This is a genomic window from Nonomuraea sp. NPDC049158 (assembly GCF_040648335.1).
In the GTDB taxonomy this organism is placed as follows: domain Bacteria; phylum Actinomycetota; class Actinomycetes; order Streptosporangiales; family Streptosporangiaceae; genus Nonomuraea.
Window position 1 is genome coordinate 142,528 of the sequence record NZ_JBEZDM010000018.1, and the last position, 15,435, is coordinate 157,962.

General features: G+C 68.5%; 11 protein-coding genes and 1 pseudogene. 6 read left to right on the plus strand and 6 right to left on the minus strand.

What is annotated here, in order from left to right; all coding sequences use genetic code 11:
• The first annotated feature begins 6 nt into the window (after positions 1 to 6).
• The 5 genes and pseudogenes from AB0B61_RS33325 to AB0B61_RS33345 all read left to right on the plus strand — a co-directional run.
• On the plus strand, positions 7 to 1,566 hold the full coding sequence (locus AB0B61_RS33325) for a DUF3502 domain-containing protein (RefSeq protein ID WP_358440358.1): 1,560 nt from the start codon (positions 7 to 9) through the stop codon (positions 1,564 to 1,566).
• A gap of 78 nt (positions 1,567 to 1,644) precedes the next feature.
• Complete coding sequence (locus AB0B61_RS33330; RefSeq protein ID WP_358440361.1) at positions 1,645 to 3,123, plus strand: glycoside hydrolase family 43 protein; 1,479 nt, start codon at positions 1,645 to 1,647, stop codon at positions 3,121 to 3,123.
• Positions 3,124 to 3,184: 61 nt separating this feature from the next.
• The gene (locus AB0B61_RS33335) at positions 3,185 to 3,856 is read left to right on the plus strand and encodes an alpha/beta hydrolase (protein WP_358440364.1); all 672 of its coding nucleotides are present in this window, start codon (positions 3,185 to 3,187) and stop codon (positions 3,854 to 3,856) included.
• 779 nt (positions 3,857 to 4,635) lie between these two features.
• The gene (locus AB0B61_RS33340) at positions 4,636 to 5,190 is read left to right on the plus strand and encodes a septum formation family protein (protein ID WP_358440366.1); all 555 of its coding nucleotides are present in this window, start codon (positions 4,636 to 4,638) and stop codon (positions 5,188 to 5,190) included.
• A 779-nt stretch (positions 5,191 to 5,969) separates the two neighbouring features.
• Positions 5,970 to 6,173: pseudogene (locus AB0B61_RS33345) on the plus strand (Tat pathway signal sequence domain protein); the annotation flags it as partial.
• A gap of 87 nt (positions 6,174 to 6,260) precedes the next feature.
• Here AB0B61_RS33345 and AB0B61_RS33350 read toward each other — a convergent pair.
• On the minus strand, positions 6,261 to 7,817 hold the full coding sequence (locus AB0B61_RS33350) for an acetolactate synthase large subunit (protein WP_358440368.1): 1,557 nt from the start codon (positions 7,815 to 7,817) through the stop codon (positions 6,261 to 6,263).
• 105 nt (positions 7,818 to 7,922) lie between these two features.
• Here AB0B61_RS33350 and AB0B61_RS33355 point away from each other — a divergent pair, with 105 nt between their 5' ends.
• Positions 7,923 to 8,540 (plus strand): helix-turn-helix domain-containing protein, encoded by a 618-nt coding sequence (locus AB0B61_RS33355; protein ID WP_358440371.1) that lies wholly within the window; start codon positions 7,923 to 7,925, stop codon positions 8,538 to 8,540.
• Positions 8,541 to 8,647: 107 nt separating this feature from the next.
• Here the strand turns inward: AB0B61_RS33355 and AB0B61_RS33360 are convergent, their stop codons facing one another.
• From AB0B61_RS33360 to AB0B61_RS33380, 5 genes are read right to left on the minus strand one after another with little or no spacing between them, the layout of a single operon-like run.
• Complete coding sequence (locus AB0B61_RS33360; protein WP_358440373.1) at positions 8,648 to 10,123, minus strand: alpha-N-arabinofuranosidase; 1,476 nt, start codon at positions 10,121 to 10,123, stop codon at positions 8,648 to 8,650.
• 3 nt (positions 10,124 to 10,126) lie between these two features.
• Positions 10,127 to 12,253 carry a family 43 glycosylhydrolase gene (locus tag AB0B61_RS33365; RefSeq protein ID WP_358440376.1) on the minus strand — a complete coding sequence of 709 codons (2,127 nt, stop codon included), beginning with the start codon at positions 12,251 to 12,253 and terminating at the stop codon, positions 10,127 to 10,129.
• Between the two features lie 3 nt (positions 12,254 to 12,256).
• Entirely contained in the window at positions 12,257 to 13,066 is an 810-nt protein-coding gene (locus AB0B61_RS33370) for a carbohydrate ABC transporter permease (protein WP_358440379.1), read from the minus strand.
• Entirely contained in the window at positions 13,063 to 13,986 is a 924-nt protein-coding gene (locus AB0B61_RS33375; RefSeq protein ID WP_358440381.1) for a sugar ABC transporter permease, read from the minus strand. The genes AB0B61_RS33370 and AB0B61_RS33375 overlap by 4 nt, the downstream gene beginning before the upstream one ends.
• Positions 13,986 to 15,314, minus strand: coding sequence for an ABC transporter substrate-binding protein (locus tag AB0B61_RS33380; protein WP_358440383.1), 1,329 nt, complete (start codon positions 15,312 to 15,314; stop codon positions 13,986 to 13,988). The genes AB0B61_RS33375 and AB0B61_RS33380 overlap by 1 nt, the downstream gene beginning before the upstream one ends.
• Between the last annotated feature and the right edge of the window lie 121 nt (positions 15,315 to 15,435).

The following is a 15,435-nucleotide window of genomic DNA, read 5'->3' on the forward strand; positions in this document are numbered from 1 at the left end:
GTTACCGTGTCCAACCCCACCATGTCCCGGCGTGGCCTGCTGGCCGCCGGCGGCGGCCTGTCCGTAGCCGCCCTCCTCGCCGCCTGCTCCTCCCAGCCGAAGGCCGCCGGCAACCAGGCCGGCGGCGCGCTCGCGTTGAGCCTGCTGCTGCCCGGCGACGTGCCGGCCGGCTGGGACGCCGTGCTGGCCGAGGTCAACAAGAAGCTCCAGGCCGACCTGGGCTTCACCATCAAACCGCAGTTCATCCCGTGGACCAGCTACGGCCAGCAGGCGCTGCTGAAGTTCACCGCGGGGGAGAAGTTCGACACCGCGCTGCAGGCGCGCTGGCTCAACATGACCCAGCTGGCGGCGAGCGGCTCGATCGTCGAACTGAGCAGCCTGCTGTCCAGCGGCAAGTACCCCAACCTGACCGCCACGATCGACCCGAAGATCATCGAGTTGAACCGGTGGAGCGGCAAACTCTACGGCGTGCCCCAGATCAACTCGGTCGCTCGTTTCCACCACTTCAGCATCCGCCAGGACCTGGCCGACAAGTACGGCATGAGCGACATCACGGATTTCGCGGGGCTGGAGAAGTTCTGGTACGACGTCAAGCAGAAGAACAAGGACATCACCCCGATCGGGCTGAACTCCCGGCTGCCCAAGCTGCTGGTGGCGTGGAACCCGGTGGGCTGGCTCAACCCGTACATGTGGGATAACCCCACCATGAGCCTCGCCTCCTTCACCGGCGAGTCGCTCAACTTCGTGCTGGCCGCCGACGGCAAGCAGACCGGCTCGTCCCACCCGATCCCGTTCTGGGAGGCGCCGGGCATGATGGACGCGCTGCGCCTGGTCCGGAAGTACTACCAGGACGGGCTGTTCAACAAGAACGCGCTCACCCTCGACTCCAAGGCGCTGGACTCCCAGTTCAAGGCCGGTCGCGTCGCCACCGCCTGGGCCATGACCGACGGCCTGTCCTCCGCGGCCCTGCCCGAGCTGACCAAGAACGTCCCCGGCGCGATGATCGCGAACGTGATGCCGCTCAAGGGCGGCGCGAACGCCAAGCCGTACCAGACCTTCCAGAGCGACAACTTCGTCGTGCTCAACGCCAAGGGCCAGAGCAACGGGAAGGCCATGCAGCTGCAGGACTGGGCGTCGATCAAGGAGAACCACGACCTGCTCAACTACGGCATCCCCGGCAAGGACTGGAACCCCGTCGGCGACGACAAGTACGAGAAGGTGTCCACCTACACCTTCCCCGGCTTCGCCCTCGCCTGGCGGGCCAAGCTGGAGCGCCGGATCAAGGAGATGACCGAGTCCGAGGCCAAGTGGTTCGACTGGGCGCAGGACATCGACAACTTCACCGTCGACCCGTACGCCAGCTTCGTCCCCGACCCTGAGCCGGTGAAGCGGGAGAACGCCCAGGTCACCGCCGCCATGACGCAGTTCGCCAACCCGCTGTTCATCGGCGCGGTGGACGTCGACCAGGGCCTGGACAAGCTGAAGAAGGCGCTGGACCGGGCGGGCCTGGCCAAGCTCCAGGCGGAGATGGCCAAGCAGGCCGACGCGTACCTCAAGGGTCAGTGAACGGCGAGGTCCTTAAGCGTCAGTAAACGGCGAGGTAGCACCGATGAGCACAGTCGTGCTTTTCTCGGAGGAATGAGCTTGATCCGCAATCCCGTCCTACCCGGCTTCCACCCCGACCCGTCGATCGTGCGGGTGGGGGCGGATTACTACCTGGCCACCTCGACGTTCGAGTGGTATCCCGGCGTACGCGTCCACCACTCCCGCGACCTGGTGAACTGGCGCCCGCTCGGCGGCATCCTGACCGAGCGCGGGCAGCTCGACCTGTCCGGCGTGCCGGACTCCGGCGGCGTCTGGGCGCCCGACCTGACCTACCACGACGGGCTGTTCCACCTGGTCTACGGCGTGATGGACAACTACGCCCTCGGCTACAAGGACATCGCCAACTACCTGGTCACCGCGCCCTCGATCGAGGGGCCGTGGTCCGACCCGGTCCGGCTGCCCGGCCGCGGCTTCGACGCCTCCCTCTACCACGAGGACGGCCGGACCTGGCTGCTCAACATGGTCTTCGACTCCCGTCCCGGACGCGGGTTCGCCGGGATCGAGTTGCAGCCCCTCGAAGGCGGCGAACCCCAGCTGATCCTGCCCAACCGCAACATCACCGAGGGGCCGCACCTGTACAAGATCGACGGCTGGTACTACCTGATGGTGGCCGAGGGCGGCACAGGGTATGAGCACGGGGTCACGGTGCTGCGTTCCCGTTCGATGACGGGGCCGTACGAGGAGGACCCGGCCGGGCCGATGCTCACCTCGCGCCACGACCCGAGCCTGGAGCTGCAGAAGGCGGGCCACGGCTGCCTCGTCGAGACGCAGACGGGGGAGTGGTACGTCGCCCACCTCGTGGGCCGGCCGTACCACAACCGCACCTGCGTGCTCGGCCGCGAGAGCGCGCTGCAGCGTGTGGAGTGGGTGGACGGCTGGCCACGCGTGGCGGGCGGCGTGCCCGCCGTGGAGGTGGCCGCGCCCGCGCTGCCCGCCCACCCGTGGCCGGCGGCCGACGGCTGGAACGGGCTGGAGCAGGACTGGAGCACGCTCCGGCGGCCCCCTTCGCCGGACTGGCTGACCGCCGACCACGACGGCCTCACCGTGCACGGCGGTCAGTCACCGTACGGATTGCGCGACCCGAGCCTGGTCGCCCACCGGGTCACCGCCCAGAAGTGCTCGCTGGAGGCGGTCATGCGGTTCGAACCGGGCACCGTCCATCAGTCCGCCGGAATCGCCGCGTACTACAACTCGCGTAACTGGTTCTATCTCGCGGTGACCACCGACGGGCTGGTGCTGACCAGCAGCGACCGGGGCGCCCGCACCGAGCACCTGCTCGGCCCCGCGGCAGGCGAGGTCAGGTTGCGCGTGGAGTTCGACGGGCCGGTCGTGCGCTTCAACCATGGCCCCGAGCTGGACGCGACGATCCTGTCGGACGAGCATGCCGACGAGCGCATCGACGGCCAGATGCGGGCTTTCGGCTTCACCGGGGCGTTCGCCGGGTTCTGGGTGCAGGACCTGGCGGGCGAGGGCTGCACGGCGCGCTTCGAGCAGATCCGCTATGAAACCGCACATTGAGACCCGGAGCCACTTCGGCGTGAAGCCGCACGTTGAGACCCGAGGCCACGATGGGCCTCCGTTGCTTCTGGTGCACGGCTGGGGCGGAGACCACCGGACGTGGCGCGCCCTGGACTTCGGCGAGCGCCGGGTGATCGCCCCCGACCTGCGTGGCCACGGCAGGTCGCCGGTTCCCGCCCGCGGATACCGGCCCGTCGACCTGGCCCGCGACCTGGTGCCGCTGCTGGACGGGCCGGTGGTGGCCATCGGGCACTCCATGGGCGCCCAGGTGGTCACCGCTCTGGCGGTCGAGCATCCGGAGCTGGTCAGCGCGCTCGTGGTCATCGCTCCCGCGTACGGCGCGGACGAGGCGGAGGAGCGGCTCATCCCACAGCGGTTGGCGGCGTTGCGCGCCGAGGGCGCGGCCGCGGCGCTGCGGCAACTCGGACCGCTGCCCGGTCCGATCGCCGAGCAACTGGCCGCCACGCCTGGCCATGTGCTGGCCGAGTGCTACGCCGGGATGTATACGGCGCCCGGCGCCTTCGGGGTACGCCGGGAGTCGGAACGCTACCTGGCCAGGCGGACGTGCCCGGTGCTCGCCGTCCACAACGTGCCGGAGGCCGCGCGGTGGGAGGCCGGCCTGCCCGTACACTCCGGCTCCGCGACTGTGGTGTGGCCGGACGCTGGGCATTTCCTGCACCTGGAACAGCCGGAGAGGTTCGTCGACGTCGTACTGTCCGAGTGGGGCCACTGACACGATCGATATCCGCTGGCAGGGCTTCGTCTACCTGGCCGTGGTGCAGCGATAAGGGGGTCTTCTCCCGAGCGTTGCCCTGCCGAAATGGGCGATCGGGACAAGGATGTCGAAATTCTCGTCCTGTGCCATCAGCTCACTGTTGCTGCCCCGCGAGGTCCTGCGCCTGCTGCGGCTCCTCATCCGCCGCCGTGCGCTACTTGACCGCTGCCTGCCGTCGAACGAACGTCACCTACGGTACGCCGCTTGAACTGCATGGATGCAGTTTTCGGCAGACGCACTGTCCGTCGGCCTGCTCGGCGACACGGCCCGAGCCATGAAAGCCGCTATGTGCGCGAATCGGGCACAGCCAAATGTGAAGGATGTCTATTATTCGGCTATCGTCCCGCTATGGCTCATCGATAGATCGGTTCCATGAACAGTCATCCCGAATGAGATCACATTCTTCTTGGATCATATTCACGGTTCTGGCAACAGAAAGTCATCCTTCCTGAAGAGGAATCGTGCTCTCCCGCTGGGGTAGGTCGATCTATAGACCCATCATTAAGCGGCATGGTCTGACATTTCGACATCTAGGTGATGCGTGCCATGGAGGCGGCGTACCATCAAGGCCTCGGCTCCAAGTCGGCCCGAGGTCGAAAGATCAGCATATGCCGTCATATGTCCTGGTTCAACGCGATCAAGGCCGAATGATTGCCGGACAGCAAAGGATCGCCACTATGCCGCCAGATCCCAGGGACATCAATTCTCGAGGCCTTCCCGTCGGATGGTACGACGTTATGAAGGATGGCTCGAATTTTTCGTTCGGCTGTCTCAAGTACGTGTTCATCGCGGGCTTCTTATTTTTTGGCTTCGTTGTGCTGGCAACTTCTCGCGGCCCGTCGGATCCCACGTCCATCGGACAATCGCAAAGACCCTCTGAACAGGCACCGGGGGCGTCGGATTCATCTCTCGCACCTGCGCCGAACGAAGGCTTCACGGAGCCCCCGCAGAAGGACTCCCGAAAACTTTCGGTCGGCGAGTGCTATTCCGACGGAGTCTCCCCCCAGGCGGTATTCTCGCAGTCGTGTGCAGAGTCTCATGATGGGGAGGTGGTGGGCATTGCCGCATTCGACGAGGAGGACTTTCCAGCAGGCGGAATATCTGAGCAATGGGCCGCGAGTGCGTGTGGTGCCTACTTCAGCGACAGCGTGAAGCGGCAACTGTCCGACGAGTCCCTTATGTTCAACTCGTCGAGGCCGAGTGAAGCCGGCTGGGAAGCCGGTGACCGCTCGATCATCTGCATGGTCGAACGCGGGTTCCATGAGGCCCCCCTCGTCGGGCGGCTGTCCTAGGCTGATCTCGTAGCAACGCGAGCGCGTACGACTCAGCTGGCTAACTCGTTTCAGGTCGGCGGCCCACGTCGCAGGAGGTAATCACATGGACGGGCACGTGAGGCGCTGCGTCATATTGGCCACAATCGCGTCAATTATCATGATTATCCCGATTCGTTGGGCTATAGATCTCGCGACCTCTTGGTACCTGGCAAACGCCGGACCATCGGCGAACCCGCCACGCCTACCCGAGGGCGTTCTGGGCTGGTTAGTGCTCTACGTAATATTGTGGATCTTCAACTTCGCTTGCGCGGTTCTCCCGAGTCGCCCCAAGCGCGAGAAGCACCGAGCGCCCAGAGACCCTCGGGCGTGCGCATATTGCGGCTCCATGGGACACTCAACCTTCTATCACGCAGGTAGGTAGCGACCGAGCTGCGCCAAGGTCGCCGGAGTCGTCCAGATCGGTGATGGAGGAATTCTGTGGGCCGATATGAAGATAAGCGGCCCACAGGTCCGGGCGGAACGGCTCCTCGCCGCGGAGCACCTCGGCCGCCCCTGACGATGGTCAACGGGCCGTCGATCAGGTGATCTCCTGAAACGGGGGTGGTCGGCATGCCGACCGAGAGCACCTTGAGTGGGGTTTCGGTAGGGGGCCGCCGCGGGCACGAAGCACAGCGCCCAGGGTCGGCGAGTAGGAAGGCGCGACGCTGCTCGGTGGCCCGGCGGCCGCTCAGGCGGCGACCTCGCAGGCGGCGAGCGGCGGGCGGTTCGACCGGGACAGCCCGCGGTTCACGATCGGCGTGCTGCCCGACACGCAGTACCTCTTCGACGAGGACAGCTCCGACCCCGCCCCGTTGCGCCAGACGTTCCGCTTCCTGACCGAAGAGGACAGGAACATCGCGTTCATGATCCATCTGGGCGACGTGACCGAGCACGGCAGCGAGCACGAGATCAAGCTCGCCGGAGACGCGTTCAAGATCATCGACGGCAGGCTGCCGTACAGCGTCCTGGCCGGCAACCACGACGTGAACTCCTCGACGGTTGTGGCCCGTCGCCGCGTTCCCCGACACCGGCAAGGCCCGCCGCGGGGATCAGAAGATCGGCGGGATGACGGCCTCGATCAGGTGCGGCCCCGGCTCGGCGAGCGCGCGCCGCAGGTCGGCCAGCAGTTCCTCGGCGGTGTCCGGCCGGGAGGCGGGCACGCCCAGGCCGGAGGCCAGCGCCACGAAGTCGACCGGCGGCTCGGACAGGTCCAGCTGGGTCTTGGCGCGCGGGCCGGGTGAGCCGGCGCCGACGCGGTCGAGTTCCATGTTCAGCACCGCGTACGAGCGGTTGTTGAACAGCACGACCGTGACGTCGAGGTTCTCCCGCGCCATCGTCCACAGCGCCTGCGGGGTGTAGAGGGCTGAGCCGTCTGCCTCCAGCGCGATCACCGGCCGGTCCGGGCAGGCGACGGCCGCGCCGACCGCGACCGGCAGGCCCTGTCCGATGCTGCCGCCGGTCAGGCAGAGCAGATCGTGCCGCGGCGCTCCGGCGGTCGCCGCCGCCAGGAAGATGCCCGAGGTCTGGGCCTCGTCGGAGATGATCGCGCCGGGTGGCAGGACCGCGCCGATCGCCTGGCACACCTTCTGTGCCGACAGCGGCCCGGAGGGGAGTTGCGGGGTGACCGGCTGCTGTACGGCCGGTGCGGCGCCGGTCGCGTCCGCCGTCTCCACCAGCGCCTCCAGAGCCCCCGGCACATCGTCGGTGCCGCCGGTGAGCCGGTGGATCCGGCAGCCGTCCGGGGCGAGGCGGCTGGGCTTGCCGGGATAGGCGAAGAACGACACCGGCTCCTTGGCGTCCACCAGCACCAGGTCGTCGAGGTCGGCCAGCTGGGTGGTGGCGAACTCGGCCAGATAGGCGAGGCGGTCCACCCCGGGCAGACCGGCGCCGCGCTCCAATCGTGCGGGGAAGGTCTCGGCGAGCACGCGCACGCCACAGGCGGCCGCGATCTTCGCGGCCGCGAGCAGTCCACGTTCCTGCAGGGCCCGCCCGCCGAGCAGCAGCGCCGTCCGGTTGCCGCCGCCCAGCACCGCGGCGATCTGCCGCACCACCTCTTGCTCCACCATGGCCGGTTTCGGCGGTTCGGCGGGCAGGGCCGGTTCGGCGCCGTCCTCCCAGGAGACGTCGGCGGGCAGAATCAACGTGGCGACCTGCCCGGGCGGCCCCGAGGCGACCGCGACCGCCTCCGCGGCGACACCGGGCAGCTCGGCGGTGGTCTGCGGCGTTCGGACCCAGCCCGACACGTTGCGTGCCACCGTCGCGATGTCGGACTGCAGCGGCGCGTCGTAGCGGGCGTGATAGGTGGCATGGTCACCGACGATGTTGACCACGCCGGACCTGCCCTTGGCCGCGTTGTGCAGGTTCGCCAGTCCGTTGCCCAGGCCCGGCCCCAGATGCAGCAGCGTCGCCGCCGGCTGGCCGGCCATCCGCGCGTACCCGTCGGCGGCCCCGGTCGCCACCCCCTCGAACAGGGCCAGCACCGCCCGCATTTCCGGGACCTCGTCCAACGCCGCGACGAAATGCATCTCCGACGTGCCCGGGTTGGTGAAACACACCCTTACTCCCGCGCCGACCAGTGTCCGCAGCAGCGCCTGGGCACCGTTCATCTCTACGGCCTCCCTCAGGACAAGCGGGGGCTCGCCCGTTAATGAATCACTGTTTACTAGGAGCCTCGCACCGCTGATGAACCACTGTCAACTAAGATGATGGACATGGCACAGCCCGCGCGGAGCCGTACCCGTCTCGACCCCGCAGGCCGCCGCCGGCAGCTCCTGGACGTCGGGGCTCGCCTGTTCGCCGAGCGCCCCTACGACCTGGTCTCGATCGAGGAGATCGCCGTCCGCGCCGGAGTCTCCCGCGGGCTGATGTACCGCTACTTCGCCACCAAACGCGACCTGTTCCGCGCCGTGGTCCAGGCAACCGCCGACCACATGATCGACCTCACCGACCCCGACCCCGCCCTGCCCCTCGAACAGCAGATCCTGGCCGGCCTGGACCGCTACCTCGACCACTTCGAGGCCAACGCCACCCTCATCCGCGCCGCCTACACCGGCGCCGCCTCCGCCGACGAGCACGTCCGCGCCATCATCGCCGACAAGGCCCGCCGCCACGAGGACCGTCTCCTCGACCGCCTGCGCCAGGCCGGAGTCCCCGAAACGCCCCGGCTCCGCGTCGCCCTGCGAGGCTGGATCCTCATGTGCCGCATGCTCATCCTCGACTGGCTCGACACCCGCGAGATCAGCCGTACCGAGCTTCGTGACGTGTGCGCCCAGAGCCTCCTCGACCTGGCGGCCCACGCCGGTCGGCAATCCACCGCCGCCGCCCCGTGACGCCCGGCCATGTCCTCGGCCGGACGTTGCCGAGGCCGCGCTCCAGCGCGAGCTGGACCGCGGCCTCGGCAGAGCTCGCCTTCGCGTAGCCCGGTCATGTCTCCGGTCTACGAACGCGAGTTTTCGCACTCCGCGAGGATCATCGTCCACGAGGCGGCGGGCAGCCGCGCCGTCAGCCGGTCACCGTCAGCCTGTACGGTCAGCGGCTGCGGAAGGGCCTCCACCCGGTGCGGGTCGTCCCCGGCGGCGATCACCGAGGCCGACACCGGCCGTACCGCCGCCGGCAGCCGGACGGTGAGGTCGAGGTCCTGGTCGGGCGAGCGGTTGACGGCGAACAGCGCCACCTGGGACCCGTCGACGGTGGCCACCGCCGACAGCGCGGGCGCCTCGCCGTACCGTTCGGTCTCCAGGAGCGGCCCGGACGGCTCCACCCGCAGCACGGTGCCGCGCGCGTGCCGGGCCGTCAGCGCGAACGGGTGGAAGATCGTCTGACGCCAGGCCGGGCCGCCGGGCTCGGTCCTGATCGGCGCGATGATGTTGGCGAGCTGCGCCTGGCAGGCGATGCTCACCCGGTCGGCGTGCCGCAGCAGCGTGATCAGGAAGTCCCCCACCACCACGGCGTCGGCGGCGGTGAAGGTGTCCTCGATCAGCTCCGGCGCCTCCTGGAACGGCGAGTGCTCGCGCCCGGTGAACCGGCTCTGGTTCCAGACGTTCCACTCGTCGAAGGACAGATTGATCTTCTTCTTGCGCCGGAGCTTCGCCCCGATGTGGTCGGCCGTGGCGACGATGGCCGAGATGTAGCGGTCCATGTCCACGGCGCTGCAGAGGAAGCCGGGCAGGTCGCCGTTCTCCTCGTAGTAGTTGTGCAGCGACAGGTAGTCGACCGCGTCGTAGGCGTGTTCGAGCACGGTGGCCTCCCACGCGCCGAACGTCGGCATCCCGCTGTTGGAGCTGCCGGACAGCACCAGCTCGACGCCGGGGTCGACGAGCCGCATGGCCTTGGCGGTCTCGTTCGCGAGCCGTCCGTACTCGTGCGCGGTCTTGTGGCCGATCTGCCAGGGTCCGTCCATCTCGTTGCCGAGACACCAGAGCTTGATCCCGTACGGGTTGGTCACTCCGTGTTTGACCCGCAGGTCCGACCACTGCGTACCCGAGGGGTGGTTGGCGTATTCGAGCAGGTCACAGGCCTCCTGGATACCCCGGGTGCCGAGATTGACGGCCATCATCGGCTCCACCCCGGCGGCCCGGGTCCAGGTCATGAACTCGTTGAGCCCGAACGCGTTCGTCTCGATCTGCCGCCAGGCCAGGTCCAGCCGGGAGGGCCGGTCGGGGCCGACGCCGTCCTCCCAGCGGTAGCCGGAGACGAAGTTGCCTCCCGGGTAGCGGACCACGCTCACGCCCATCTCGCGGGTCAGCTCCAGCACGTCGGTGCGGAAGCCGTTGTCGTCCGCCGCCGGGTGGCCCGGTTCGTAGATGCCGGTGTAGACGCACCGGCCCATGTGCTCGACGAACGAGCCGAACAGGCGCCGGTCGACGGGGGCGATGCGGAAAGAGGGGTCAAGGGTCAGGTGTGCTTGCGGCACAGGTCAGGCTCCTCGGTAGACGCGTACGTAGTCGAAGTCGGCGTTGACGGCCGGCTGGGCCCCGCCGTGGGCGATCAGGCCGACGCGCACGGCCGTGTCCTTGGGGAAGGTCCACACGCCGCCCCAGGTCCAGGTCTTGCCGTCGCGGCTGGATCCGGCGCGGAACTCGTGCTCCCCGTTGGCCGGGTCCACGTGGTGCGCCAGCCGCAGCCAGGTGGTCTTGGCGGGCGGGCCGACGATGTTGCCGCCGTAGGACAGGCGGTCGGCGAAGGTCAGCTCGCGGCCGTACTCGACCTGGCGGGTGTTCCAGATGGCGACCTGGGACAGGCGGGCGAAGTCGTCGTCGGAGGCGTAGGCGACCAGGCCGGCCTGCTGGTAGTTGCGTACGGCGTCCTCGCCCAGGTCGAGCGTGACCTTGGTCTCCACGACGTAGTCGCCCTTGGGGGCTTCACGCAGCAGCACCGACGCCTTGTTGCCGGCTCCGACCAGGTCGGCGCCCTGGACGGGCCAGCGCAGCACGCCCTCCTCGACCTTGGCCGCGGCGTCCTGCCGCACCCAGGTCCAGCGGGGGTCGAGCGGCCCGTTGAACTCGTCGGCGTCCAGCAGCCTGCCCGTACGCGGCGTCGGCGCCGCCTTGGTGACGGCTTTGAACAGCGGGGTGGCGGAGACGTTGTCGAAGTCGGCGCCCCCGTCGGCGACCAGCCCGATCGGGCCGTTCGCGCGGCCGGTGACGGTGACGCTCGCCCGCGGGTCACGGAGCCGGTCCTCGGTCACCTCGGCGGTGATCGTCCGTCCCTTGACGGTGACGGCCAGGTTGTGCCAGGTCGCGGCCCCTCCGGGCAGCGCCACCGTACGGGACGCGCCGCCCGAGGTGAGCGTCAGCCCGTCGCGCGAAACGACCGCGGTCGTGCCACCTAGGCGAATCCCGGCGGACTTGTCCGTCTTGAGGTCGGTCTCGACGCGGACGTCCCCGCCGAGCGACGTGCGGCTGATGAGCGTGCCCTGGCCGCGGACATGTCCATCCTGTACGGTCCAGCCGGCCGTGTTCCGCCAGCCCGACAGATCGCCCGCGAACCGATCGTCCACGACCCCGCGGGTCACCGGCGTCTCCCGTGACTGCTCGGAAGGCCCGGCCCCCGCGCGCACGGCCGGCCAGCCGTCGATCCAGTCCAGCCGGTCCAGCAGCATGGGCCGCTCGTTGATCCCGTACGGCTCGTCCAGGAACGGGTCGCTTCGATCGATGGCGTGGTAGAGCATCCAGTCCTGACCGGAAAGGTCGGTGAGCTGGGCGTGGTGGCCGGTGCCGATGAAGCGGTTGCCGTTCTGGTCCAGGACGGGGGTGCCACCGGCGCGCGAGGCCAGCAGCGGCACGCCCTCGCGGTCGACGAACGGCCCGCGCGGGCTGGTCGAGCGCCCGGCCAGCACCGAGTAGCCGGTGGTCGGCCCGGCGCAGCAGTTCGCCGAGGAGCCGAGCAGGTAGTAGTAGGCGTCGTGGCGCACCACGTACGCGCCCTCGAACTTGTTGTCGATCGCGACCTGCTGCGGCTGCCCGGTGGCGCGCAGCCCGTCGGCGGACAGCTCGGTCACCCACAGGCCGCCGAAGAACCCGCCGAAGTACAGGTACTTGCGCCCGTCCACGTCGGTGAACTGCGCGGGGTCGATCGTGTTCCAGTACGAGTTGCCCGAGGGGCGCGGGGCGACGACCGGGGCGTCGATGTGCGTCCACGGCCCGGTCGGCGTGGGTGCCGTGGCGGCGCCGATCGAGTAGTCCCAGTTGGCGGGCGTGCCGGCGGTGTCGGTGACGGTGAAGTACATGACGTACCGGCCGTCGAGGTACCGGATGTCCGGCGCCCAGAACAGGCTGCCCGGCGCCGCGTACGACGGCAGGTTGTCCGGCCCGAACGCGTCGCCCACGTAGGTCCAGTTGACCAGGTCGCTGGAGCGGGCGATCGGCAGCCTGTGCAGGACCTTCTCGCCCTCGCGCAGTGGGTCCGAGGTGCCGTAGGAGTACCAGTAGCCGTCCTGCCCGCGGATCACCGACGGGTCGGCGAACGTGTCGGAGAAGGAGCCGGACACCGGATTGGTGAAGAGGGAGAGGATCAGTGTGGCGATGACAGCCAAGTGGTGCATATGTCAGCCCTTCAGGCCACTACGAGAGATGCCTTCGATGACGTACCGCTGGGTCAGACTGAAGAGGATCAGGACGGGGATGCTGGCCAGCACCGCGCCCGCCATGATCACCGGATAGTGGATCGTGTACGCGCCCTGCAGGATCGACAGGCCCGGCGGCAGCGTGAAGTACTCCGGGCTGAAGATCACGTAGATCGGCCAGATGAAGTCGTTCCAGTTGGACAGGAAGCTCAGCACGGCCAGCGTGGCCAGCGCGGGCCGCGACAGCGGCAGCGTGATCCGCCAGAAGATGTGCCAGTGGTTGGCGCCCTCCATCAGCGCGGCCTCGTCCAGCTCACGCGGCAGCCCGACGAAGAACTGCCGCAGGAAGAACACCCCGAACGCGCCCGCCGCCCCCGGCACGATGAGCGCCGTCAGGCTGTCCAGCCAGCCGAGCTGGTCGACGATCAGGAACTGCGGGATGAGGAAGACGAACCCCGGCACCAGCAGCGTGCCGACGATCATCCCGAACATCAGCTTCTTGCCGCGGAACTCCAGCCTGGCCAGCGCGTACGCGGCCAGCGACGACACCACGAGCACCAGCAGCGTGTGCCCGGTGGCGGCGATGAGACTGTTGGCGAACCAGCGCAGCACCGGCGTGTCCGTGGTGCCCTGGAAGACCGTCCCGTACGCGGACGTCGTCGGCTCGGCGGGCAGCAGCGTGGGCGGCACCTGAGTGGCCTCGGTCTGCGTCTTGAACGACACGCCCAAGGCCCACACCAGCGGCCCCACGAACACCACGGCGAGGGCCAGCAGGCCCGTGTAGCGCTTCATGGCCGGCTCCTGAACAGCCGGAAGTTGACCACGCTGACCAGGATCAGCAGCAGCGTGAGCAGGTAGCTCATGGCCGAGGCGCTGCCCATCTTGTACTCCCTGAGCCCCTGCTGGAGCATGTACATGATCGCGGTCCGCGTCTCCCCGCCCGGCGCCCCCTGGGTCAGCAGGTACGACTGCCCGAACATGTTCGCCGAGGCCAGGATCGTCGTCGTCACCACGAACAGCGCGACGGGCCGCAGCCCCGGCAGCGTGACGTGGACGAACTCGCCCCACCGCCCCGCGCCGTCCACCTTGGCCGCGTCGTACAGCTCGCGCGGGATGTCCTGCATCCCGGCCAGGTAGATCACCGCGTTGAACCCGAGCGTCCACCAGACCGTCACCCCGACCAGCGCGATCCAGGCCCACGGCGTCGCGGTGGTCCAGGGGATCGGCGTGCCGAGTATCCAGTCGATCAGGCCGAGGTTCGGGTCGAGCAGCAGCCGCCACATCAGGCACACCACCGCCACGCCCAGCACGAACGGCGCGAAGAACAGCCCCCGGAAGAACGTCCTGCCCCGGAAGGGCCGGTTGAGCAGCAACGCCACTCCGAGCGGCAGCACGACCAGGAACGGCACGCTGAACACGGTGAAGATCCCGGTCGCCCGCATCGACATCCAGAAGTCGCCGTAGACGGGCGACTGGTCGTCGAACAGCGCCGTGTAGTTGTCCAGGCCGACGAACGGCTTGCCCTCGAGCAGGTAGTCCCAGTCGTGCAGGCTCACCCAGATCCCGAACAGGGCCGGGGCCAGCACGAACACGGAGAACAGGATCAGGTACGGCGCCAGGAACAGGTACGGCGTCGCCTTGCCCGATCGGGGAACGCGCACCTCCCGCGCCAGCGTCTCTTCCGCCGCGCTCTTCGCCGAGATCGCGACCATCAGGCGCCGTACTTCTTCCGGTTGGCCTCAAGGATCTTGTCGGCCTTGGCGGCGGCCTCCGTGAGCGCGTCCTTGGGGCTCTTCTTGAGCAGGGTCGCCGCGTTGATCGCCTGGTCGACGACCGCGGAGGCGTCCCCGATGCCCGCCACCGACGGCGGGAAGTACAGGTAGTCGATCTGGGTGCCGATCGTGGCCTGCTCCTTCAGCGCCGCGAACTCCGCGCTGTCGCGGATCGACTTGCGGGCCGGCACCTGGCCGCCCTTGGCCCACTCCAGCGAGTGGCCGCTGATCCAGTTGATGAACACCTTGGCCGCGGTCAGCTTGTTCTGGTCGGGCGTACGCTGCTTGAACACCACGAACTGGTGCGAGCCTGCCCACGCCGCCGGTTTCGCCCCGATCTGCGGGAGCGGCGCGACGCCCCACTCCAGGTTCTTGATCTCCTTGAGCGTGTTGATGGACCAGATGCCGTTCCAGTTGAAGGCGGCCTTGCCGTTCTGCAGGGCGATGAAGTCGGCGTCCTGGCCGACGTTCTTGGGGCTGTAGCCCTTGTTGACGAGGTCGACGAGCCAGGTCAGGGCCTGCACACCGGGGTCCTCGGCGAAGCGCGAGACGCTGGCGTCGTCGGCGAAGTGCTGGCCGCCGTTCTGGTAGAGCAGCGTCCCGAACTGCATGCTTCCGGTGAACGGGAACGGCGTGGCCCAGTGCCCCTGGATGCCCGCCTTCTTCAGCATCGCCAGCGCCGCCATGTACTCCTCGCCGGTCTTGGGCGGCTGCTCCGGGTCGAGCCCGGCCTGCTTCATGACCGTCTTGTTGTAGAACATGCCGAGCGGATGCACGTCGAGCGGGATCGAGTAGCGCGCGCCCTTGTAGACGCCGGCCTTCCAGACCGGCGGGGAGAAGTCCGCCTCGGTGAGGCTGAGCGCGTTGGCCACGTCGTCGAGGGGCAGGACGACCTGACGTGCCGCGTTGGTGGCGACGCTGTCGACGTGCATGATGCCGAGGTCAGGGCCTTGACCCGCGGAGACGGCCGCGGGGACCTTCGCGTAGTAGTCCTCCCACTTGTAGACGTTCATCGCCACCTTGATGTTCGGGTGCTCGGCGTTGAACTGGTCCACCAGCTTCTTCATGACCGGGCCGTCGCCGCCGGTGAAGCCGTTCCAGAACTTCAGCGAGACCGAGGGGCCGGTGTACGCGGTGGGCGCCGCCGTGGCCGCCGGCGCCTGCGCCTGTTTGGGGCCGCCGCCTCCGCCGCAGCCCGCCGCGCCGATGACCAGCGCACCGAGGCCCAGGCCCAGCGCGCGTCGCCTGGAGAGATTGTCGAGGGACATGCCAGATCACTCCTGCCAGTGAGGTTACGGACGTTCTACAACGTTGGTTCCAACGTTGTAAATTGTCTGGCGCCAGTTCGTTACATCGTTGTAAACCGGATAGGGTTCCGACGGCGAAGGG

Bases quoted from the DNA above. Each gene is read 5' to 3' on its own strand.
- AB0B61_RS33340 (WP_358440366.1), top strand. From the start codon at position 4,636: ATGAAGGATGGCTCGAATTTTTCGTTCGGCTGTCTCAAGTACGTGTTC.
- AB0B61_RS33350 (WP_358440368.1), bottom strand. From the start codon at position 7,817: ATGAACGGTGCCCAGGCGCTGCTGCGGACACTGGTCGGCGCGGGAGTA.
- AB0B61_RS33355 (WP_358440371.1), top strand. From the start codon at position 7,923: ATGGCACAGCCCGCGCGGAGCCGTACCCGTCTCGACCCCGCAGGCCGC.
- AB0B61_RS33365 (WP_358440376.1), bottom strand. From the start codon at position 12,253: ATGCACCACTTGGCTGTCATCGCCACACTGATCCTCTCCCTCTTCACC.
- AB0B61_RS33370 (WP_358440379.1), bottom strand. From the start codon at position 13,066: ATGAAGCGCTACACGGGCCTGCTGGCCCTCGCCGTGGTGTTCGTGGGG.
- AB0B61_RS33375 (WP_358440381.1), bottom strand. From the start codon at position 13,986: ATGGTCGCGATCTCGGCGAAGAGCGCGGCGGAAGAGACGCTGGCGCGG.
- AB0B61_RS33380 (WP_358440383.1), bottom strand. From the start codon at position 15,314: ATGTCCCTCGACAATCTCTCCAGGCGACGCGCGCTGGGCCTGGGCCTC.